The sequence below is a fragment of the Desulfosediminicola ganghwensis genome (genome assembly GCF_005116675.2).
In the GTDB taxonomy this organism is placed as follows: Bacteria; Desulfobacterota; Desulfobulbia; order Desulfobulbales; family Desulfocapsaceae; genus Desulfopila; species Desulfopila ganghwensis.
The window spans coordinates 3,644,726-3,666,193 of the sequence record NZ_CP050699.1 but is presented as its reverse complement, the minus strand read 5'-3'; the positions used below and the strand labels follow the sequence as shown (position 1 = coordinate 3,666,193).

The following is a 21,468-nucleotide window of genomic DNA, read 5'->3' as shown; positions in this document are numbered from 1 at the left end:
TTGTTCGTCTTGATCATTCGAGTCGGATCCAAATGAAGTGTCTTGCTGTTGTTATTGATTTTTGTTGGGATAATTCAGTTGCAGAGAGTTTCTTTGCGAGTCTGATAACTGAGCGAGTATTGGATCGTCCTATAAGTTCAGAGAGGAGGTCAAGCAGGACGTGATTGATTATATCGAGATGTTTTATAACAGCAAAAGATGCCACTTTTATTTGGGCCTATCTTAGGCCAAATGATTTCGAGAAAGAGCTGGAGTTAAAGAAAACAGCTTAAGAAATGTGTCCGATTTTATTTCACGACATCAGTTTGAGGGATCTGGTCGTACTGGGAATGTGTGATAAGTGAGTTGCCGGATCATGGTAAGCTCCCTCAAGCAGAAGTTGGAAAGCTGATATATTGAGCCAGCAATGAATGTGCCTGACCTGTAAAAGGGTTATTTGAGTTGGTGATTGTAATGGATTAGGTATTGTGAGTGTATGAGTGAATAGAGGGCTGGGCAGAAATTCAGCATGAATAAGATGACGGAAATTGTCAATTGCAGGCCCGGGCTGTTAAATAGCTTAATAACCAGGCTGAGCGTTGTAAGATGGTGAAAGGTTTTTTTTGAAAAAAGAAAAAAACCCCAATGTGCACCAAGCACATTGGGGTTTGGAGATGTATGAGATTGCTCTTTTACTGGTCAGTCCATGTTGATCGGCCACTCTTGAAATTATTCAATGGCAGGTTCTGTTGTCCGACCTGAATAATTTCACCTGTACTGGTCTGAATATAGGCGTTGGCGTCATCACCACCTGAGCCGACATGCAAACTGGGGGTCATGGCCTGACCACGACCGAGGTCGAGTTTATCGCGAACGACATCGTTGCTCTCTTGATCGCTATCGGTACCAAAGACATTTTCATACCATGCTGTACCGGTGAGATAATAGACACCATACAGGGAACTTACACCTTCAGCCTGGCAAATATCTGCAAAGGGCTGATAGGTTGTAAAAGTAGTAAGACCACCGAGAAGGGTAGGCATACCCAGTGAACGCTCGCGTGGCTCTGTCAACTCGCGATACCAACCGTCGATACCGATCGAATCGTTATTAGTGCCCCCACACCTCTCGCCTCTGATGTATTGCTCCATTTCTCCATAGGAATAGTATGTTTTAGAACTGCCGTTAAGGCTGTATGTCTTGCTGAGCCCTGGCGGAATGCATGTTGTGCCGTCTTCATTTTCACAGTAGATCAAGCTGCTCTTACCATAAAAACCTCCGGTCCCACTCAGGAGAACTTTCATGAGGTCAGAGCGGTAAAGCCCCTGGTCTCCCTGGATGGCGGCGGGATTAGGGGCAATCGCAGAGCCATTATTTAACCAGTTGACCTCTCCCCAGGTCATATCGCAGTTTTGATCCCTTGGCTCCCGTATGCCAAAAAAACGTTGGGTCGTCGCATCAGATTTGTCTTCAGGGGAATAGAACCGACCGGTACCAAAGTAGATCCAGAAGTTTTCAGGGTCAAAACCGATATTTGGGGCAGCGGTTATAGGAGCCTCAGTATCTATAAGTTTTTTAATTTCCCACTGATCCGGGTAGGTGTATGCCTGTTTGCCAGTTACAGTATCAAAGCTTTTGGTAACAAGCCTGAAGAGCCTGCCTCCGCCGTTCCATGTCGGTTTGGTACCGGTGAAGTCAGATCCGTCGGTGGTGCCGAAGTAGGCCGCATCAGATTTGTAGGCTATACCTTTGCCGGTAGAACCGTTCGAACTCAGGTCGTAGTCGACTGTGACAATATCTCCTACAAAACTTTCGATCCCCCCGCTACTGTCTGCATCAATCAAAAATCTTCCGGCATAAGGAATAGTGGCTGAAGAAGAGGGCAGAGCGTTTGGAATCCTGAAAGGCTTTATGCTGGATGGGACTACAGTGCCGTTGCCTGTCTTCCAGTTAACGCCTGTGAGCGCGTTGAGCGGATAGATGGCAATTTTACCCTGCTGATCATTCTGCCCTTTGATTGTTGTCGGGCCATTACCCAGAACAAGGAACCACTCTGAATTGCCGCTGTCGTCACGCATTACCACGATAGAGGGCATTGCGGTTGTAAAACCTAACTGCGCGTATTTGTCAGTGCTATCTGCTAATTTTTCAGTGGTCATGGTCATCTCACCGAGAAGAGTCGGTTGACGTTCAGGGTCTGTGATATCCAGGACAAAATAGGCAGAAACGAACTCACGGTTCTCATCGATGACAGTAGAGTTATCAGCTATCTGAGGTGCACCCCCGAAACGCATATGGCCAACGAGAATGGTACCCCAGCCATTAGGATGTATGTCATCATCAGGGAATATGCGAACATCGAAAATTCTTGGAGGCGCATCCACGTAATACTTATGTTCATATTCCGGAGAAGTCAGGCATTGCAGGTGAGGTTGCAGGTTGTACGGCACATAGGCCCACATCTCATCGCCTAATTCAGGGTACGCAGTGGTAGAGTTGGAGCCGTATGCTGTTGTGGCGATACATTCTCCGGATGAATTTCGCTGATCGCTATCGGGTCGACAGGGCAGGAACCTGTTTAAACCTGAATCGTAGAACCCGCCGTTAACCGCGTGGAGCATACCATCATTGGCGCCGAAATAGATCATATGGCGACGATTATTGTACTTCTTATAAAAGTCGGCATAATCCGGATCATTGTAGATGTAGTGGTATCCCTCCGACGGTCTTCCAACCAGAGTAGGGGTTGAATGAATGACATCACCAAGACGCCATGTTTCGCGATTGAGCGTGGTGTAATCACAGTCCGGATATTGGCGGCAGCGATATTTTGTCTCGTAGGTACCATCGGCAAGTTCGACATACTCGTCATAGCCACGAACCCAGGCGACAACATCCTGCAATTCTTCAACAGAAGTTACACCGAAGTCGCTTTGCAGTGATCCGCGACCTTTATGTGTTGTATACCATTCAAGCCAATCTGATTCTGCTCTTTTGATGGTATCTCTGTCAAACGATAGGACTTCATAATTGTCGACGATGCCATCATTGTTGATATCGTTCCAGGTGAAGACATAACGGTATGGGTATCCACCGGTGAAGTCCCAGGTGCCATCCGGCAGAAATTCACGATTTTCGAGGATGTTGCTGTCTGGAATAGCGGCAAGGCGGTCTTTGGCGGACCAGAGATAATGTTTAAAGTCGCGGAGGTCGATGGAAGTGTCATTGGTCTGAAAATAGTCGGATTGACTGCAGACACCTGTGTCTATAACATCCCGGTTAAAACATATTTTAGTCGAGTGTGATGTCTCATCAAAATATGTCACAACCCTTCTGTCACCATCGAGGACACCATTGTTGTTGCTGTCCTCACCGGTGTCGATTTTTCCGTTACCATTGGTATCCTCAGTCCACAACTCTCCCTGTGTCGTGGAGTTGCCACTGTAGTCGTCCCAGAGATTACCTTTGGAATCGATAAAGAATGCGTGCACATCGCCAACCCAGACAAGAGGTTCTTTACCGATGCCACGATCAATTTTCGGCCAGAAGATAGCCTGGTAAACGCCACCTTCACCACTTCGGGAACTGGAGATAACCGATGCGGCAGAACCTGCCGAGGCGCGGAAGAGAATGTCTGATAGCGCTGTCCTTAAGTTCGACTCAAGCATTCCAGGGTCTTCCCCGGTGTACAGGGTCGTACCTGCATTATCGGCAGCTTTCTGCATAAGCACTGCAGGATTACAATCATTTTTCGAATCATCATCACGAGGTACACCGGCCACAACGAAGTATGAGGTAACATTACGCTTGTCATACAGTATGCCGTCGTCGCTGGCTAATTGCCCCGGGCTCTCGGCCGGGGTGGTGTAGAGAGAGGTGACCGGCGCATTCTTGCCGTAATAAACGACATCGTCAAGATAGGTCGAACCATAGAGCTGCCCACTTGTGCACTCGCCATCGTTTGCTACAGAGTAACCTGCATTGGCAAAGGTTGCTGGCATTGTATTTACAAGGCCAGCAACATCGTTATGGATATCAGCTGTTGAAGCGCCCTCGGTTATAAACAGGACATAGTTTTCCTGACACCAATACTGCACAGGATCTTCCCAGGCTGAATCTTCAGTCTCAAGAAGAAAATCTCTGGCATCCAGGCGAAAGGAATCGTTCTGACCGTAATATCCCAAAGCATTGTAAATGCCTTCAGCCAATGGCGTCCAGGCAGTAGCTTTGATATTGTTAATGGCAGTGGATAGATCCTCAACGTGTTTGTTGCCTGTCGAGATGGATATGGTGTCCCCGTCGCTTATCCGGGCAATTATTTCTGCACCGTCTCTGTTTTCCGCTGGACAATATTTGATAATCGGGTCGGTGAGTTTATTCGGGTCTGTGGAGATTGCATTATTGGCAATTTCACATTCAGTTAAGGCACCATTATCAGCAAAGGCCATAGCGCCAAGACGCAGATCTCCAGCGACCTCATGCAAAAGCCCTTCTGGCTTTTCTGTCGTCTTGAGATAACCCTTCATAACGATGAGCGGGCTATCAGTTCCGAACATAGCTATAACGCCAGAGTCAACCAGTGAACCAGGTAATCCCCATGTTTCTCCGCTGTTGAATATTTCATCAGACGGGTCGATAACCTCTGGTAAAGTAATGGATTGACAGTAATCCCACATTGCTTCCTGAACGCACTCATCGGCAGAGTTAGGGTTAAAGTCGTCAGTCCATTGAGCAGGTTGTGATGAGGTTGGTGTACAGGAATTCCCGGAATCGTCGACCCAGATGACGGCCCATTCTTTGTTGCAGGCGTCTTTATTCGCCTGGTAGTTGCCTGTACATTCATAGAGTACGTTTTCAAAGCATTTTATAGCAGGATTGCCATCAACGTTGTCATCGCTTGAGGTGCATGCTTTTTTTGAACAACCCTCACCAATTTCCGGTTCATAGCAGCGGCCGACGTACCCTTTGCGTGCGGTATCAATTGTCGATTCGTTATAAACGCCGTAGCACATATAGCCGCTGTCTGAATGGCTGATTGTTGGTGGAGTTACACCATTTGCATAAATGCCGTCACAGGCATTATAAATTTCGCTGAGGTTGCCAAAGTCACTTGGAGCTGTGTAACCTTTTTTTACGGCGGACCAGCAAGCGTGGATCGAGTGGTTGTATGCTGCATTTGAGGCAGCAAGTATGCCGTTTTGGGAATCATAAGCCAGACATGTGTCAATATATTGACTTGTTTGGCCCTGTGAGGCATCTGCTCCCTTACTGATTTCATCCACGGCGTTCTTACATGCCTGCTGCCGTTCAGAACCTATAAACCCCTTTGCAGATATTCCCAGAATTGCAATTCTGGTCGTGTCGTCTGTGGTATCGATCCAGCTGTCGTCGTTAAATCCAGAGATTGAAAAAGTAATGACAGAGTTGGTACCTGCCGGGCCGGTCACTGGTATTTCTTTCAGAAAACCTCTTGAGGAGCAGCCCCGGCCTTCACTAACAAGAAACTCTTCATCTTGATCGAACTTGCCGCCAGTAAGAATTTTTTTCTGGATATCAAATTTAGAGGAAGATGCCCAATTGAGAAAATTACCGGTGGCAGTAAAAGCGGTGACCCCTGATTGATGTAATGTGGATGTTTCGGTATCCTCCACTTCAGTAATATGAACAAGTAGATGGGCATTGCTGTAGGCATTCCCGGCAGATGTACTGAAATGTGTGGTTGCCTCATTTATGCTGGCAAAATTTGTCTCTTCAAAATGTCCTTCGCTCAGTCTGTCCCAAGTAAGGCCACTGTCGTCATGGAGAGAAGTAGCAGATGAAGTTCCTCCACTGGTGGCGCGATAAAGTTTGCCATTATAGGAAACGATATCATTCGCCAGGTAAGGTGTCTGTGGCAACCAGGTGTGATCTCTGGGTTCCCAGGTTACGCCAGTATCGTCAGCAATCGTTGTGCCGTTGGCTGTGCCACCATTGGTGGTGTAATAGAGTTGATCCTCGTAGCGAACGAAGCTGCCATTGTCATATGATGTGCCATTTTCCCAATCTGCTATTGAGTGCAATGGCAGCCAGTACACTGAACCGTCTTCACTGATAGAAATGCCTGTTGAGGGAAGTGGTAGGCCGGTATCTGGGTCTTTATGTACTAAATTAGCAATAAAAAACGCGCCGTCAGAATAAACAATGTCGTTTTCCGTGTATGAAGTACCACTTACCCAATGAGGCTGGCCTGGTACATATTCATACCATGTGTTCGGTTCATAAAGGCCGGTGTAGGTCTGTGTTGCATCGAAACCATTGTCATAGCATTCACCAACGTTATTGACATAGGCCAGATCCAGCATGCTTCCCGAGTTGTCAATGGCAAGCATCAGGTTTGGCTTCGCTCCTGAAGAAAGAAAAGGTGGCATTCCAAGACCATCACCACAGACCGAAGCGTTCAGAGATAGAGGCGTAAAGGTGATAGAAGCAAGCAATAGAAGATGACATGCTGCTGCTTTTCTCCTGAATAAGTGATTCATACTGAATCCTCCGAGATAAAAACGTTATATATAATAATTTGCAATAATATCAATCATATGTGCAGAATGGATCTTCACGGCCAACAACATGCCGCCACTCGACCCGGATAAGGCTCTCACTGTTGTTTTGGCCTATATGTTTTGCGTAGATTTCGTACTCGAGGGTGACCCCGCCTGAGCTCATGCTGCGGCCCAGACCGAGATAGCCGGCCGCCATAATAATGGAGCTGCCGGCGGTGAGATCAGAACGACCCTCTATGGTGATATTTGTGTGTGGCTCTCCTTCGGAGTAGTCAGGCGGGAAGAAGAGGTCCCTGTCGTCATCACTCGGGTAATCAGAGCCCGTGTCAGACCAGGTGCCGATAGAGTTTTGCCAGAAGTTTAACGAACTGTTTTCAACAGCTATATAGTTATCAACGACGAGAGGCCCACTGGAATCATCGAGCCAATTGGTTGAAGTGCCATTGCTGGTAAAACCGATACAACCGATATTTTGTTCCAGAAGTTCAGAGGCGTATTCTGTGCCGCCATCAGCGGTATAAAAGGTCTGTCTATGGACCTTATCATTGGCAGCTACCTGCAATTCCGTGGTGGTATTGCGGTTGCCGGCAATGCCGATGAGAGTCAGCACCAGTAAGATCATGAGCGCTGCAATGAGGATGTAGCCGTCTGATGAACGATTGAGAAGTTGTTTGGAATAGATAGAAATTTTCATGGAATCAGAAGATCTTCTGCTTGTAGTAGTTGAAAACAACAGACTGGTTATTGCCAAACTCGTTTCGCTCGACAATGACCCTAATAGTTTTGAGAGTTGAAGCTGAAGAATCATTTGGGTTTGGGGTGAGATAATCGGCAACGTTCCAGGAGATGGTGTAATAACCATCTGGTGAAGCTGCAGTCCCATCTGCTGCGGTCCCCCGGTCATTCAAACCGCCCACTCCGTTGTTGTTGCCGTCAAGCAGATCGTTATGCTCATAATCCAGAGCTATGAGTTGCTCAATGCGGTCCGAAGCCCAGTTGGATGAGGTGGTTATGCCGCTGGCTTTGGCATTGTAAATCACGGAGGTTGTTTGCAGTGAATAGAGCGAAAATATGCCAACGACCAGCACAGCCATTGCAACCAGGGTTTCGATGAGTGTAAAACCCTCCTGATCCATTGTTGACTTGGTGTCAGAGAGAAAAAAAAGCATTGTTACAATCCCATATTTCTACATGTGATATTGGAAATTAAGAGACGGCGGCGAAAGTTATCATTGTACGGGCCCCATGAATTTCCGCTGCCCGTGGTGTAGCTGATGTTGTTAGTGAACTTAAGATCGGGATTTTTGGCGCGGGCGAGAATAGAAACAGTAACTGAGGCAATTTTTGACAAATCTGTTGGGGTCGTGGAGATCGTACCATCGACCATGGTATAGCTGAACTCGATAGCTGAGATGTTATCGGCAATTGCCTCATAGTTGGTACCGTTATCCTGACTCAGAACCAGTTTCGCTGCACCACCATCCGCTATGATACCGTTACTATCTGTATCATCTGCAGGTATGAAGCCGAAATAGACGTTTTCCATTGTTCCAGTGAGTGCACCATCGCCTCTCATAGTTGTGCCGGAATTGTTCACTGTGTCTTTGGTGAACTGAACTCTGTTGGTTCTTGCTTCGATAAAACCTGCGCCGGCAGTTCCCTGTGGGTCGTAACCTGCCATTCGGATTTCGGAAGCCATGAAGAGCATGGCGGCGCGGAGATTTTGCTGCATCTCAACAACCTGAGTCTGATTGGTATATTGGCGCTGTTGAACCTGGTAGGCTGAATAGATTGCAGCGATCACAAATGAAGATACGACCATAGCTATCAACAGCTCGACCAGAGTGAAACCATCCTGTGCAGTTGACTGATATCTATTGATTGATTTTAGAGTACTCATTTTACCGGCTGATTAATTAAGTGAAATATTACCGGCAGCATTAAGGGAGACCTTATGTGACCGATCATCTGTGTTTTTCAGGACAATATCACCCGTGTTCAGAGCAATTGGAAAGCCTCGGGAGGTAAAACCGGTGTTACCGCCAAAAGTCTCATCTTCAGAACAAAGCGCTACCTCGTCAGGCATGAATCTCTGGAGCAGGGTGGTTTCGGAAGCGTCAAGGGTGCTGTTGTCATTTTCATCAATAAATATCAGATAGTTTCCCTGGCCGCCTGGAACTGAAGGGGAGCAATTAACGGTTGAGAACTGAACGACTACGTTCTGGTTTCTTTTTATGGCCTCAGCCTTGGCACGATACATGTCTGAGAGCAATGCGGTGGATGCATCTTTCAACCGGATGCCTGGCATCCAATGGAGAAAGCTTGGGACGGCAATTGATACAAGGACAGTGAAGATGGCAATGGTCATGAGCACTTCAATGAGTGTGTATCCAGCTTCATGTTGAGACTTCTGATTTGGGACAATGAAAAAATCTAATGTCTTCATGGCATCACTGTTAGGGTTGAAATGGAATTTATTCTTAATGAGCAAATTCCATACCTGGATAGAATATCAGTGAATCCCGCAGGATTATGGACAAAACACCGGAGTTAAAAAGAAAACGGTGTTCTTGTACGATGCGGAGAAGATAAAAAATGTAAGAGGTCTGGTGACGATATATGTCAGTGGCGGGGTGGGGATGTAAAAAAAATTAATAGCAATATTGGATTACTGGAGCATGTATTCCGTTGAAAGGTTGTTGCTCAAGTTCAAAAAACAGAGTGGCTTCTGAAGCCGGGATCTACTTTGCCGGCTTCAGAGAGTCCTGGCCACGATAGAGCTGTTACTCAACAACCTCAAAGCCAATAGCGGCAATAGCTTGCTTTACGCTCTCTGGATCGACTTCTCCTGCATATTGTGCTTCGCCTGCTTCAAGGTCAATGGTTATATCCTTGATATCAGGAATTTTAGCCAGAGCTTCACGAACAGAGTTGACGCAGTGGTTACAACTCATTCCCTTAATTTTAACGGTAGACATTGTTCACCTCGATAAATTGAATTATGTTTTAATTCCTACAATGTAGGATGGTAAGGGAAGCATAATGATTGGAAATTTAGAAATCAAGAGAATAGTTATTCAGGTGGGTTTATGAGTGAGATGAGTTCAGGCATGCAGTTGAGACATATCAAGGTGCCGGTGCAGGGAATGCATTGTGCGGCATGCTCAAGTCGAATAGAGCGTGTAGTCGGTGGCTTGCCTGGAGTTGATAGCGCTGTAGTAAACCTCGCAGAAGAGACACTGGATCTGCGCTGGAATGAAAGTGAACTTGCGTTCGATGATGTGAAGGAGCGGGTGGCTTCCCTTGGGTTTGAATTGGCTGATCCTTCTTCGGAAAAAGCTGATGATCTCCTGCTGCAGATTGGTGGCATGCACTGCGCAGCTTGCTCAAGCAGAATTGAAAAAGTTGTGGGCCAAATCCCAGGTGTAACGTCAATTGCCGTAAATCTCGCAACAGAAACGGCAAAGCTTGAATTGGATCGCAATAAGGTTAAGGTGCGCTCAATCCGGGAAACTATTGAGAAATTAGGCTTTTCTGCTGAAATCGTTAGCTCAGGTTCATTGTCTGATGAGACAAAGCGCAAAGAGATGATAACTCAACTCAGCCAAATGAAAAGACGGCTGATTATGATGTTCGCTTTTGCAATTCCTTTACTCTGTATCTCCATGGGAGAAATGGTCGGGTTGCGGCTGCCGTCCATCATTGCTCCCCAGGTATCACCTGTAAATTTCGCACTTATTCAGCTGCTGCTGGTTATGCCAATCGTTTGGCTGGGCAGGAATTTCTATTTCACAGGTATTCCCGCTCTTTTACGTAAAGTGCCGAATATGGATTCGCTTATCGCAGTTGGCACCGGTGCAGCTCTAATATATTCAATCTGGAATTTTATAGAGATTTGCCTGGGCATAGATGCCGTGGCCCGGGCGATGGATCTCTATTTTGAATCAGCTGGTATTTTACTGACTCTGGTATCTTTAGGTAAATATCTTGAAAACAGATCCAAGTCGCACACTTCCGATGCGATTCGTCAACTCCTTGAGCTGACTCCAGAAAATGCCACCCTGATTGTTGATGGCAAATACAGGACAATCGCCGCTGAAGAGATCGAGCCCGGGGATGTACTCCTCGTTAAACCTGGTGAGAGAATTCCGGTTGATGGCACTGTAGTGGTTGGTAAGAGCAAGGTCGATGAATCGATGCTCACAGGTGAGCCCATGCCAGTATCTAAAGCCCTCGATAGCAAGGTTTTCGGAGGTACGTTAAATACCACAGGTGTCTTGCAGTTGCGATGTGAAGAAACCGGAGAGGGCACTATGCTTGCCAGAATCGTTCGTCTGGTACGGGATGCCCAGGGGACGAAAGCCCCCATCGCCAGCATGGCGGATAGAATAAGCCTCTATTTCGTGCCAGTGGTTATGATATTTGCTCTTATAACCGGGCTTAGCTGGTATTTCATAGGCGGTGTCGACTTCTCTCAAGCGTTACGTTTTTTTATTGCCGTACTGGTAATTGCCTGCCCATGTGCCATGGGGCTTGCGACTCCGACCTCACTCATGGTCGGAATGGGCAGGGGGGCTCAACTTGGGGTACTGGTAAAAAGCGGCGCTGCCCTGGAGAGAGCAGAAAAAATTGATACTGTTGTTTTTGATAAGACAGGCACTTTAACAGAAGGAAAACCTGAAGTATCAGAGATATTACCTGTGTCAGGAATGCCGGCGGGCACACTTATTCGCCTTGTAGCTTCAGCCGAGCAGATGTCAGAGCACCCCTTAGCTGCTGCTATCGTAAGAAAAGCAGTAGATACCGGTATTGATTTGGTTCAACCAGCCTCCTTTACTCCATTCCAGGGTCGAGGGATTAGTGCTGAAGTTGTAATTGATGAGGAATCACACAAGGTCCTGATTGGTAATAAGGAATTCTTAAGGGAGCGGCTTACCCGTGTAGAGAGTTTTGATACGGAAATTCATTCGCTGGAGGAATCTGGTGCAACAGTACTATATATTAGTATAAATGAAAAATTCGCCGGAGTTGTGGCAGTCGCAGATCAGTTGAAAACTGAAAGTGCAAAAACTGTCGAAGCGCTACGGGCGTTGAATAAACGTGTCGTCATGCTAACTGGTGATCAGTTGAAAACCGCAAAGAATATTGCCGGTAAAGTCGGCATTGATGAAGTTATAGCAGGAGTATTACCGGACCAGAAATCTATAGCTGTACAGGATCTGCAAAAGCGGGGCATGAAAGTCGCCATGGTAGGCGATGGCATCAATGATGCGCCTGCACTGGCCCAGGCCGATGTCGGGATAGCCATGGGAACAGGCATAGATATCGCCATTGAATCAGGTGATATCGTGCTGATGAAGGGAGATTTGCAGGGAGTGAGAACAGCCCTATTACTTTCCAGGGCTGTGATGAACAACATCAGGCAGAACCTGTTTTGGGCATTTGCCTTCAATGTCACAGGGATTCCGATTGCTGCAGGATTACTCTATATATTTGGGGGACCGGCTCTCAACCCTATGATTGCAGGGGCTGCCATGGCTATGAGTTCTGTTTCTGTGGTAACCAACGCGCTCAGGCTGAGAATGTTCAGGGCAACCTGAGATGCTTACCATTACTTTCCTGCCTTGCAAACAGATTTTGATAATTGTTAGAAATTGAAATTTCTTTTTTTGAAATAGAATAATTACCATGGTTGAAGTGTAAAATGTCGGGGGAGCCCTCTTTGCGACTTCTATTTATCCGTCTTCATGTTAAAAAACATGGTTTATGTTTTCCCCCGTAGTGGTTTGATGAGTATGGAACTGCTCTGAAGCCGCTGATCGCCGAGCAAAATTTGTAACGTCGAGTCAACTGGTTGTGCCTGTCGAGTAGCTTGAAGATCCAACACTCGCTTTTCGCTTGACTTTTACGCTGACCAAATTATAAATAATCCCTTATAAATGAATAGCAGTTCAGTTCATTGAGGTTATACGAAGAATAGTAGTTCAGTTCATTGTGTCTCAAAGGTTGGGGCACAATAGTTTTTTATATATCTAAAAACTTTATAAAAGAGGAACTCTATGTCTAAATTAGTTGCACCACACGGCGGAAAAGGTCTTGTATGCTGCCTCCTCGAAGGCGCAGAACTCGAAGCAGAGAAAGCAAAAGCTGCTGGCCTGAAGCAGGTAGAGATTTCTGATCGTGCCAAAGGCGACCTGATCATGATGGGTATTGGTGGTTTTTCCCCTCTGGATGGTTTCATGACTAAAGCTGATTGGAAGGGCGTATGTGAGAGCTTTCAGATGGCTGATGGCACCTTCTGGCCTGTACCGATTACTCTTGATGTAAGCGCTGCTGATGCTGCCGACATCGCTGAAGGTTCTGAGATCGCACTCGTTAAAGATGGTGAAGTTTTCGCTACCATGACTGTCAACGAGAAGTTCGAGATGACAGAAGCTGACAAGAAGTGGGAATGTGAGAAAGTATTCATGGGTGAAGGCGAAGAGTCTGTAGATGGTAAGTTCTGGGAGATCGCACCTGAAGATCATCCTGGCGTTATCATGGTAATGGCTCAGAAAGAATTCAACCTTGCTGGTCCTGTTAAAGTTCTCTCCCAGGGCGAGTATCCTGCAGAGTACCCAGGCGTATACCTGACCCCAGCTGAGACCCGTGCAATGTTCGAAGAGCGTGGCTGGGCTAACGTTGCTTCTCTGCAGCTCCGTAACCCAATGCATCGTTCCCATGAGTACCTCTGCAAGATCGCTGTTGAGGTATGTGACGGTGTTCTGATTCACTCCCTGATCGGTAACCTCAAGCCAGGCGATATCCCTGCACCTGTTCGTGTTAAGGCTATCGACATCCTGATCGAGAACTACTTTGTTAAAGAGAACGTAATCTCTGCTGGTTACCCACTGGATATGCGTTACGCCGGTCCTCGCGAAGGTCTGCTCCATGCTACCTTCCGTCAGAACTACGGTGTTAACAACATGCTGATCGGTCGTGACCACGCTGGTGTTGGTGACTTCTACGGTCTGTTCGAGGCTCAGGAAATATTTGATCGCATCCCGACCACCGGTGATGCTGCCAAAGATCTGCTGTGTAAGCCAATGAAGATCGACTGGACCTTCTACTGTCACAAGTGTGATGGTATGGCTTCTCTCCGTACCTGTAACCATGACAAAGAGTCCCGCGTTATTCTTTCTGGTACCAAACTCCGTAAAGCTCTTTCTGATGGTGCTGAGATCGTTGACCACTTTGGTCGTGACGAAGTTCTCGTACACCTCCGCGCTTACTACGAGGGTCTGACCGAGAAAGTTGAAGTTAAGATGCAGGGTGCAGCCTCTGGCGACGCTATGTAATTAGTACTTCATCTTGTAGTATAAAGGAGATGCTGCCCAGCCGGGTGGTATCTCCTTTTTTTTTGCTGTCAAAAAGGGTAAGGTTTTGTCGCTGATCATCTTTAACCTCAGGCTCTTGTTGTTGTATTGGTAAAAGAAGATTGATGTAATAACTAATGGCTACCATTATTCATGGGTGTAGACTGAATCTCTTTTTTTTTAGTCCATCCGTCGTCTGTTTTTATATCTGGTTACCGTGGTAGTTGGGTGCCAGGGAATATGAGGAAAATTGTATGGCTGAGTTGCGTGTGGGGCTCGGAGATCGGAGTTACCCCATCCATATAGAACCGGGATGTCTCGATAGAGTTGGTGCTGAACTGTCAAAAAGTAGAATCGGCAACAGGTATGCAGTGGTCAGTGACAGCAATGTAGCAAAGCTCTATGGCGAGCGCTTGCTGAATATTCTCGATAGCGCCGGTATCAGCGCCAGGATGTTCACCTTTGTTGCTGGAGAGGAGAACAAGACCATGGCTACCGTGACTGATCTTGCCAGTCAGCTTGCCCGGGCAGGGTATGATCGGCATGATGCGATTATCGCGTTGGGCGGTGGCGTGACCGGTGATATCGCAGGATTTCTCGCCTCGGCCTACATGCGAGGGATTCCTTTTATCCAGATTCCTACAACCCTGCTTTCCCAGGTGGATAGCTCTGTTGGCGGCAAGACTGGTGTAGATCTACCGGAGGGGAAAAATCTCGTAGGTGCTTTCTATCAGCCAAGAGCAGTGTATATAGACACTGAGGTGTTGCAGACACTTGATGACCAGGAATTGCTCGGTGGACTTGCCGAAGTCATTAAATATGGCGTAATTTGGGATGAAGGTTTTTTTATGTTTCTGGAAAAAGAACGTGAAAGGATTTTTTCCCTGGCCCCTGAGGTGATTGTTGATATGATTACCAGGTGTTGCGCAATAAAGGCAGAGGTAGTTGCTGAAGATGAGCGGGAAGGTGGTTTGAGAAAAATCTTGAACTACGGTCACACCATAGGTCACGCAGTTGAAGGAGCTTCCAGCTTTCAGCTTATCCACGGACTTGCTGTCTCTATAGGCATGGTGGCCGCTGCTCGATTGAGTATATTGAAGGGGACTTTAGCCCAGGATGTTCTGGATCGTATAACCAGTATCCTGATCTCTTATGGTATGCCGACTGAGATTCCAGGAGATCTTGACCGAGCCGAAATAAAACGATATCTCAAAACCGACAAGAAGGCTGTTTCTGGCAAAGTGCAATTTGTACTGCCTGATAAAATCGGTTCCACCTATATAACCGATGACGTGAGTGTGGATTTGATCGACCAGGTGCTTAATTGATTCACCCCGAATGTTTTTTGCGACTTGAGAAACCTTATCATTGAAGAACGAGTGAACTGAACATGCCGATTTATGAATTTTATTGCGATTCATGCAATGTTATCTTTAACTTTTTCTCTTCGAGAATAGACACCACTACCCGCCCGGATTGTCCCAGGTGCGGCAAAAAAGATTTGGCCAGACAGGTGTCAAAGTTCGCAACTATCCGGTCCCAAGGCTCCGAAGAAACAGATGCTCTGGCAGGCCTGGATGAGACAAAGATGGAGCAAGCCTTTGAGTCGATAATGCGAGAGGCTGAAGGAATTAATGATGACGATCCTCGCCAGATGGCCTCTCTGATGCGTAATTTCACCAGGCAAACCGGTTTGAATCTGGGAGATGCAATGGAAGAGGCAATCAGCAGGATGGAGGCTGGTGAAGATCCCGACCAGATAGAGCAGGAGATGGGTGATGTGCTGGGGGATGACGATTTCAACCTTGATTCACTGCAAAAGAAGGTTCGTTCAGCTGGCGCTCCCCCTATTAAGGACGAAACATTGTATCCCCTGCAACGGGTAGAAAACTGATCAGGCCGGAATGGAAATAATAAAGAATTCCATTCCCGCCTCCGGCATGCTCATGCAACGGCTATCAGTGAATGGTTTTAGATACATTCTCACTGTCGAACAGCTCAAGAGGCTCTTTTTCAACACCTTTTTTTGCTATAATTTCCAGAACTTCTTCCTCTGATATACCAAGCGTAATTGCCAGCTGAGCCACATCATAAACCGGCTCTCCGTCTGCAGTGTGGTGAGATGGTTCCAGTTCTGGGAACTGCATTTCTGTAGCGGTCTGAGAAGCTTCCAGAAGAATTTTTTTAATGGATGGCGGACCGTATTTTAGCAACCACTCGACAGCTTCAGCCCAGAGTTTTCCATCTACAGTGGGGTGCTGTAACACCTTGAGTGCGCTTGCTAAATCCCATTCGTCCTTAAAGCTCATGTTATCCTCTCTCATGTTTTCCATATGTTGCTTACAAATTTTAATATAATGTGTTTTAACGGTCTTGCAAAGCTGGAAGCACTCTGTTTTGTAATGTACAGTATTCGCATAAATTGCTGGTTAATTGATCTTGGAGATAGTTCATGAACAGGTTTGACAGTGCAGTTTTCCTTGAGAATATCGAGTGGTTTGATGAGAGCGGGCTGGAGTTGGTTCATCGTCTCCCGGAAAGCGGTTCAGGAGAGATAAAGCTCGGTGCCCAACTGACCGTCAGAGAAAGCCAGGCGGCTGTACTTTTTTATCAGGGAAAAGCATGTGATGCATTTGGTCCAGGCAGGCATACCCTTAAAACTCTGAACCTGCCAATCCTGACAAAAATATTGTCAATTCCATGGCGGGGTAACAGCCCATTACGAGCTGAGGTGTATATGGTGAACTTGAAATATTTCACCAACCTCAAGTGGGGTACGAGAAACCCGGTTGCTTTCCGTGATTCAGAATTTGGCTTGATCCGCCTGCGGGCTCACGGGGTATTTAATATCAATGTTGTCCAGCCGGTATTGTTTATAAACTCTCTTGTGGGCACAATGGGAAAAATCACCACCGAAGAGGTGGAGAGCTATCTCAAACGGGTGATAGTTTCCAGGTTTAACGATTACCTGGGTGAAATACTCGATACAATACTCAATCTTCCAGGGAAATTTGATGAGTTGTCTGCCGAGCTTCAGGCAAGGCTGGTCAAGGATTTTGCCCATTTTGGCCTGAATCTCAGTCATCTCTACATTACTTCGATAACTCCCCCGGATGAAGTGCAAAAAGCTATAGATGACAAGAGTCGAATGAACGCAATCCAGGATATGGACAAGTTCGTAAAGCTTAAAGCTGCCATGGCTATGGAAAAAGCAGCAGAAGGGCAGGGGGAGGCAGGCTCTGGTGCCGGAGCAGGTTTGGGGATGGGGATGGGGCTTATGTTGCCAGGGATATTTGCTTCAACTCTTCAACAAAACAGTCAGAGTCAACAGAATCAGGTCCATTCTCAATGCCCGGACTGTTCAAGTTCAATTCCGCAAAGCGCAAGGTTTTGTCCTATGTGTGGCCATCAGCAGGTTGTGTTGAGCCAGTGCTCGAATTGTGGCAAAAACCTTCCACCACAGGCAAAGTTTTGCTCCAGATGCGGTGAAAAAGCCGGTGAAGGGGTAAAATCAAAATTTTGTTCCGGCTGCGGTACCGAAAATATGCCAGGTTCTATGTTCTGCAACAATTGCGGTGAACGGCTCGGCTGATTTATGGAACTCACAATTACCCAGCCGTGTCCTTCCTGTGGAGCTGAAATACGGATTAATGAGAATAGTCGCTTGATTCGTTGTGAATTCTGTGAGGTCAAAAATTACAGAATTCACCAGCGATTGCCACGTTACGTACTTCCGGCAAAACTCCCACCCCATATAGATTATGCGCAGCTGCTCTATATGCCGTATTTGCGATTTAAGGGGAGTATCTATTTTTGCCAGGGGGACCGGGTTCGTCATAAGCTCATCGATACCACCAGGGTAGGTCACAGTATTCAACACTTGCCTATCTCTCTGGGGTTAAGGCCCCAGGCGATGGCTACCGCTCCGGTGACGGAACAGTTGCAGGGCCGTTTCGTGCCGCAAGATGTCAAGGGAGAAACGATTTTAACAGAGGCTGCAAAACTCACTACGCTTTTTGACAAGGACAAGACGAGCACAGTACAGCACCGGGCATTCATTGGTGAGACTGTCAGCAGGATATATCTGCCGGTATATGAGTCTAAAGGTCGAATGTTCGATGGAATCACTCACAATCAGCTTGGCAACGCCTCCCCCAATCCCAAAACGAAGCGGATGCTTGATTTTGACAAAAACTGGGAGCCACGTTTTTTGTCGACAATATGCCCGGGCTGTGGCGATGATTTGCAGGGAGAGGTGAACAGCCTGGTATTGCATTGTGAGAATTGCAATGCGGCATGGCTTGAGGAAAAAGGGCGATTTGTCAAAGTGAAACACCAGGTGATGCCAACCAGCAGTAGAGAAATGCAATATCTGCCATTCTGGCACCTGCAGGTAGAGGGGAGCGAGGGCAGGGGAATTTCGCTGTCGAGCTTTGCAGACTTTATACAGTTAACGAACCAACCTGTAGTGGTAAATGCTCGTCACAGGGAACATGCTCTTGCTTTTCTTATTCCTGCCTTTAAATTGAATCCAGAGGCGTTTTTGCATACCGCCAGGAATGTCACTCTCCTCCAGCACTCCTTACCGCAGAGCTCTGCAACTCTAAAAGTAAAGAATGGGCTAAGATACCCTGCCACCTTGCCATATTCGGAGGCCATACAGGCTTTGAAGACGGTAATCGCGGCCTCCGCCGTGAATGCAAGGCGAATAATGCAATTGTTGCCGGGATTGCAATTTTCAGTGAAAGGCATTTGTCTCCAGTACATCCCATTCAAGCCATCCTGTCACGATTGGATAGAGGAGAATACAGGTTTCAGTATTTCATCGGCAGCGTTAAGGTTTGGACGAGGTTTGTGAAGCTGGCAACCCTCCATCTTCTTTTTGACCTTTTGCGAGAAACTGAATAGAGTCTGGCCTGCTTCTCAGCTTAACGGATGAAGTTGCTTTAATACGTTGTCGGATCGATGTTTTGGATGCAAACAATAGTTGTACACGGAGTCAGCGCTTACCCGGTTACCACCGGGAAGATCGTGAAAACAAATTGGCTAATGGCCGAATTGTTTAAGGAGAAAGAGATGGACGGCCATGAAAAATTTATGAGTCATGCTTTGGCAGAAGCACGGCAGGCACTATTGAACAACGAATTTCCGGTGGGTTGTGTAATCGTTTCCGAGGGCAAAATTATTGCATCGGGGGGCAGGAGAAACAGTGCTGCTGAGATGAACGAACTCGATCATGCAGAGATCGTCGCTTTAAGAAATCTCCAGCAATCCCAGCCTGGCCTTGATTTGTCCGGGGTTACTGTATATTCCACGATGGAGCCTTGTCTGATGTGCTATTCAACCATGATTGTTAATGGTGTACGCTCCGTGGTGTATGCTTATGAAGATGTAATGGGTGGTGGCACCAATTTGCCGTTAAAGCTTTTGTCGCCACTCTATTCATCATTAGAGATATCGATAGTTCCCAAAGTGATGAGATTTGAAAGTCTGAGGTTATTTCAGCAGTTTTTTGGTTCGAACAACAATGACTATCTTAAAGATACATTGCTTGCAAAGTATACTTTGGAGCAACCGCTGGTCTCTGTTTGATTCACTTTTGAATATGTATTGAGGACGCATCATGAGTTCCACCCCGCAAAAAGCCCTGAGGACTGTTGGTTTTCGTCCAGGCGAAAAAAATATATTCTTTCATATACTTACAGCATGCAATCTTTCGTGCAGCCACTGTTACATCAATCCGGAGCAGCATGGAAGCCAGACGCTTTCGATTACCACCATCAGGCAATGGTTGAAGTTGTTCCAGCCTGACGAAACGCAGCTCGCTACAGCCTCCCGTGATGGGCGGGGAGTTGGCAATGTCATTTTTCTTGGCGGTGAGCCGACGATGCACAAGGATTTGCCGGAAGCGGTACGTTTTGCCCGGGAGTTGGGATACGACGTAACTGTGGATTCAAATGGGTATCTTTTTCATGATTTTCTTGAGAAAATCAGCCCTGACGAACTCAACTATCTCAGTTTCAGTTTAGACGGGCCGGACGCTGAAGTTAATGATCCGATACGTGGTGAAGGCGTTTATGATACGTGTGTCAGTAATCTGAGAAAGGCGTTGGCGAAGGGCTTCAAGGTCAGCCTGATCTATACGGTGAGTAAGAAGAACATTGACCACCTGCACCGTATGGTGCCGTTGTTGCTTGAGCTGGGAGTCGAGAAGTTTTTCATTCAGGTAATCGGGCTCAGAGGAAAGTCGGCTGAAGTTGATAGCGACTCTTTACAGTTAAGCCGGGAAGAGTGGCTTGCAGTGGTACCTGCGGTGGCACAAACGGCCGCCGAAGCCGGCATCCATGTCACATATCCAAAAGTTTTTCTGGCAGATGACGAAGAATTTCAATGTGCAGGGACTGAAGCGGAAAATTACTTCATTTTCCCTAATGGTCGAGTATATCAATGTCCGCTTTGCGAAGATCACCCGGTACACAGTTATCGAATTGAATCCGGCAAACTCATCAAAAATGATGGTTTTACCGAAGATAAATTCTTCCAATTGAATATTGCTGAAGGGTGTGTGATGAATAAGTTGCTTCAGCCGGATATTATCGATTATGACGATACCGGAAAGCCACTGCACAGGATTTCATGCTGTCTCCTGAAGCAGGAGATCGGCTGATGCCTGTTCTTTGAAAAAAAGCCCTGGATCGTCTTAGATCCAGGGCTTTTTTTTGCTCTTTTCAGGTATTTCCGGATTACGCTTCAGATGTTTGCTCTTTTTTTCTATTGAAAAGCGAAGAAAGAAAAATTCCAACCTCATAAAGTGCAAATAGTGGCAGCGCCAGCAGGGCTGTTGCCATGAAGTCTCCGGCGGCAAGCAGGAAGGAGAGAAACACAATTGCCATGTAGAAGTAGATGCGTTTGCTGCGAAAATAGCTGGCAGTTACAAGGTTTGCTTTACCGGACATCACCATGAGAAAAGGAATCTGGAAGCTGATACCAAAGGTAAGGATCATGCGGGCCACAAAAGTAAGATAGAGGCCGAGTTTTGGCAGTGGCTCAAGCCCTTCATTGGCGTAGCTGGTGAAGTAGATAAGCATTTTAGGCAGCACTACTAAAAAGGCAAAGGATGCACCGCCGGCAAAGAGTATTGAAGACCAGAAAACCACAGTGACAGCTAGTCGTTTCTCGTTTTTCCTGAGGCCGGGAGCGACAAAAAGCCAGAGTTGATATAAAATTACAGGGAAGCTGGCCAACAGGCCTATGATCAAAGCGAGTTTGATATAGGTTACAAATGCTTCAGGCAGATTGGTGTAAACAAGTTTTCCCACCAGGGGATTGGCAGCTATGAGCGGAGAGATAAAGAGCTGGGCAATCTGCTCAATAAAAATGTAGGCCACCACCGAACAAGTGACAATTGCAGCCATAACTTTAACGAGACGGTTCCGCAACTCAAGATGATGGGGCCTGAAAAAGGCGAGACTGCGCTCTAGTGCAGGAATAGTTTTCTGAAGATTATAATCGCTCATTAGATGCAACTTTGAGGTATACTATTATGATGGGTTGTATTTATCGTGAAAACTGATATCTGATGCGCTGTTCTGCCT

16 protein-coding genes and 1 pseudogene are annotated in these 21,468 nt (G+C 46.7%); 9 read left to right on the top strand and 8 right to left on the bottom strand.

The window, feature by feature from the left end; translation table 11 throughout:
* Positions 1 to 62: 62 nt before the first annotated feature.
* Positions 63 to 272 (top strand): annotated as a pseudogene (locus tag FCL45_RS15615) (IS3 family transposase); the annotation flags it as partial.
* A 399-nt stretch (positions 273 to 671) separates the two neighbouring features.
* Here the strand turns inward: FCL45_RS15615 and FCL45_RS15610 are convergent.
* From FCL45_RS15610 to FCL45_RS15585, 6 genes are all read right to left on the bottom strand, one after another.
* Positions 672 to 6,497, bottom strand: coding sequence for a PilC/PilY family type IV pilus protein (locus FCL45_RS15610; protein ID WP_136796605.1), 5,826 nt, complete (start codon positions 6,495 to 6,497; stop codon positions 672 to 674).
* 49 nt (positions 6,498 to 6,546) lie between these two features.
* Complete coding sequence (locus FCL45_RS15605; RefSeq protein WP_167495717.1) at positions 6,547 to 7,212, bottom strand: pilus assembly PilX family protein; 666 nt, start codon at positions 7,210 to 7,212, stop codon at positions 6,547 to 6,549.
* A gap of 4 nt (positions 7,213 to 7,216) precedes the next feature.
* Positions 7,217 to 7,687 (bottom strand): type IV pilus modification PilV family protein, encoded by a 471-nt coding sequence (locus FCL45_RS15600; protein WP_136796607.1) that lies wholly within the window; start codon positions 7,685 to 7,687, stop codon positions 7,217 to 7,219.
* Positions 7,688 to 7,689: 2 nt separating this feature from the next.
* Complete coding sequence (locus tag FCL45_RS15595; RefSeq protein ID WP_136796608.1) at positions 7,690 to 8,418, bottom strand: prepilin-type N-terminal cleavage/methylation domain-containing protein; 729 nt, start codon at positions 8,416 to 8,418, stop codon at positions 7,690 to 7,692.
* 12 nt (positions 8,419 to 8,430) lie between these two features.
* A complete protein-coding gene (locus FCL45_RS15590; RefSeq protein ID WP_136796609.1) occupies positions 8,431 to 8,964 on the bottom strand; it encodes a GspH/FimT family pseudopilin in 534 nt (177 codons plus the stop codon).
* Positions 8,965 to 9,301: 337 nt separating this feature from the next.
* Positions 9,302 to 9,496: a heavy-metal-associated domain-containing protein gene (locus FCL45_RS15585; protein ID WP_136796610.1), complete on the bottom strand. Its 195-nt coding sequence runs from the start codon at positions 9,494 to 9,496 to the stop codon at positions 9,302 to 9,304.
* A 111-nt stretch (positions 9,497 to 9,607) separates the two neighbouring features.
* Here FCL45_RS15585 and FCL45_RS15580 point away from each other — a divergent pair, with 111 nt between their 5' ends.
* From FCL45_RS15580 to FCL45_RS15565, 4 genes are all read left to right on the top strand, one after another.
* The gene (locus FCL45_RS15580; RefSeq protein WP_136796611.1) at positions 9,608 to 12,118 is read left to right on the top strand and encodes a heavy metal translocating P-type ATPase; all 2,511 of its coding nucleotides are present in this window, start codon (positions 9,608 to 9,610) and stop codon (positions 12,116 to 12,118) included.
* Between the two features lie 459 nt (positions 12,119 to 12,577).
* On the top strand, positions 12,578 to 13,855 hold the full coding sequence (gene sat, locus FCL45_RS15575) for a sulfate adenylyltransferase (RefSeq protein WP_136796612.1): 1,278 nt from the start codon (positions 12,578 to 12,580) through the stop codon (positions 13,853 to 13,855).
* 272 nt (positions 13,856 to 14,127) lie between these two features.
* Entirely contained in the window at positions 14,128 to 15,201 is a 1,074-nt protein-coding gene (gene aroB / locus FCL45_RS15570; RefSeq protein WP_136796613.1) for a 3-dehydroquinate synthase, read from the top strand.
* Positions 15,202 to 15,263: 62 nt separating this feature from the next.
* A complete protein-coding gene (locus tag FCL45_RS15565) occupies positions 15,264 to 15,767 on the top strand; it encodes an FmdB family zinc ribbon protein (RefSeq protein WP_136796614.1) in 504 nt (167 codons plus the stop codon).
* Between the two features lie 64 nt (positions 15,768 to 15,831).
* On the opposite strand, the gene FCL45_RS15560 is transcribed toward FCL45_RS15565, so the two are convergent.
* Positions 15,832 to 16,197 (bottom strand): hypothetical protein, encoded by a 366-nt coding sequence (locus FCL45_RS15560; RefSeq protein WP_176360054.1) that lies wholly within the window; start codon positions 16,195 to 16,197, stop codon positions 15,832 to 15,834.
* Between the two features lie 128 nt (positions 16,198 to 16,325).
* On the opposite strand from FCL45_RS15560, the gene FCL45_RS15555 reads away from it, so the two are divergent.
* From FCL45_RS15555 to FCL45_RS15540, 4 genes are all read left to right on the top strand, one after another.
* Complete coding sequence (locus tag FCL45_RS15555) at positions 16,326 to 17,465, top strand: SPFH domain-containing protein (RefSeq protein WP_136796615.1); 1,140 nt, start codon at positions 16,326 to 16,328, stop codon at positions 17,463 to 17,465.
* 3 nt (positions 17,466 to 17,468) lie between these two features.
* Positions 17,469 to 18,731, top strand: a complete 1,263-nt coding sequence (locus FCL45_RS15550; RefSeq protein ID WP_136796616.1) for a TFIIB-type zinc ribbon-containing protein — start codon at positions 17,469 to 17,471, stop codon at positions 18,729 to 18,731.
* A 116-nt stretch (positions 18,732 to 18,847) separates the two neighbouring features.
* On the top strand, positions 18,848 to 19,465 hold the full coding sequence (locus FCL45_RS15545; RefSeq protein ID WP_275942933.1) for a nucleoside deaminase: 618 nt from the start codon (positions 18,848 to 18,850) through the stop codon (positions 19,463 to 19,465).
* Between the two features lie 31 nt (positions 19,466 to 19,496).
* Complete coding sequence (locus FCL45_RS15540) at positions 19,497 to 20,540, top strand: radical SAM protein (protein ID WP_136796617.1); 1,044 nt, start codon at positions 19,497 to 19,499, stop codon at positions 20,538 to 20,540.
* A gap of 76 nt (positions 20,541 to 20,616) precedes the next feature.
* Here the strand turns inward: FCL45_RS15540 and tatC are convergent, their stop codons facing one another.
* Entirely contained in the window at positions 20,617 to 21,390 is a 774-nt protein-coding gene (tatC, locus tag FCL45_RS15535; RefSeq protein WP_136796618.1) for a twin-arginine translocase subunit TatC, read from the bottom strand.
* Between the last annotated feature and the right edge of the window lie 78 nt (positions 21,391 to 21,468).

Coding starts and splice junctions, on each gene's coding strand:
- FCL45_RS15595 (WP_136796608.1), bottom strand. CDS start 8,418: ATGAGTACTCTAAAATCAATCAATAGATATCAGTCAACTGCACAGGAT.
- FCL45_RS15580 (WP_136796611.1), top strand. CDS start 9,608: ATGAGTGAGATGAGTTCAGGCATGCAGTTGAGACATATCAAGGTGCCG.
- FCL45_RS15600 (WP_136796607.1), bottom strand. CDS start 7,687: ATGCTTTTTTTTCTCTCTGACACCAAGTCAACAATGGATCAGGAGGGT.
- FCL45_RS15560 (WP_176360054.1), bottom strand. CDS start 16,197: ATGAGAGAGGATAACATGAGCTTTAAGGACGAATGGGATTTAGCAAGC.
- tatC (WP_136796618.1), bottom strand. CDS start 21,390: ATGAGCGATTATAATCTTCAGAAAACTATTCCTGCACTAGAGCGCAGT.
- FCL45_RS15590 (WP_136796609.1), bottom strand. CDS start 8,964: ATGAAGACATTAGATTTTTTCATTGTCCCAAATCAGAAGTCTCAACAT.
- aroB (WP_136796613.1), top strand. CDS start 14,128: ATGGCTGAGTTGCGTGTGGGGCTCGGAGATCGGAGTTACCCCATCCAT.
- FCL45_RS15585 (WP_136796610.1), bottom strand. CDS start 9,496: ATGTCTACCGTTAAAATTAAGGGAATGAGTTGTAACCACTGCGTCAAC.
- sat (WP_136796612.1), top strand. CDS start 12,578: ATGTCTAAATTAGTTGCACCACACGGCGGAAAAGGTCTTGTATGCTGC.
- FCL45_RS15610 (WP_136796605.1), bottom strand. CDS start 6,497: ATGAATCACTTATTCAGGAGAAAAGCAGCAGCATGTCATCTTCTATTG.
- FCL45_RS15550 (WP_136796616.1), top strand. CDS start 17,469: ATGGAACTCACAATTACCCAGCCGTGTCCTTCCTGTGGAGCTGAAATA.
- FCL45_RS15545 (WP_275942933.1), top strand. CDS start 18,848: ATGCAAACAATAGTTGTACACGGAGTCAGCGCTTACCCGGTTACCACC.
- FCL45_RS15540 (WP_136796617.1), top strand. CDS start 19,497: ATGAGTTCCACCCCGCAAAAAGCCCTGAGGACTGTTGGTTTTCGTCCA.
- FCL45_RS15605 (WP_167495717.1), bottom strand. CDS start 7,212: ATGAAAATTTCTATCTATTCCAAACAACTTCTCAATCGTTCATCAGAC.
- FCL45_RS15555 (WP_136796615.1), top strand. CDS start 16,326: ATGAACAGGTTTGACAGTGCAGTTTTCCTTGAGAATATCGAGTGGTTT.
- FCL45_RS15565 (WP_136796614.1), top strand. CDS start 15,264: ATGCCGATTTATGAATTTTATTGCGATTCATGCAATGTTATCTTTAAC.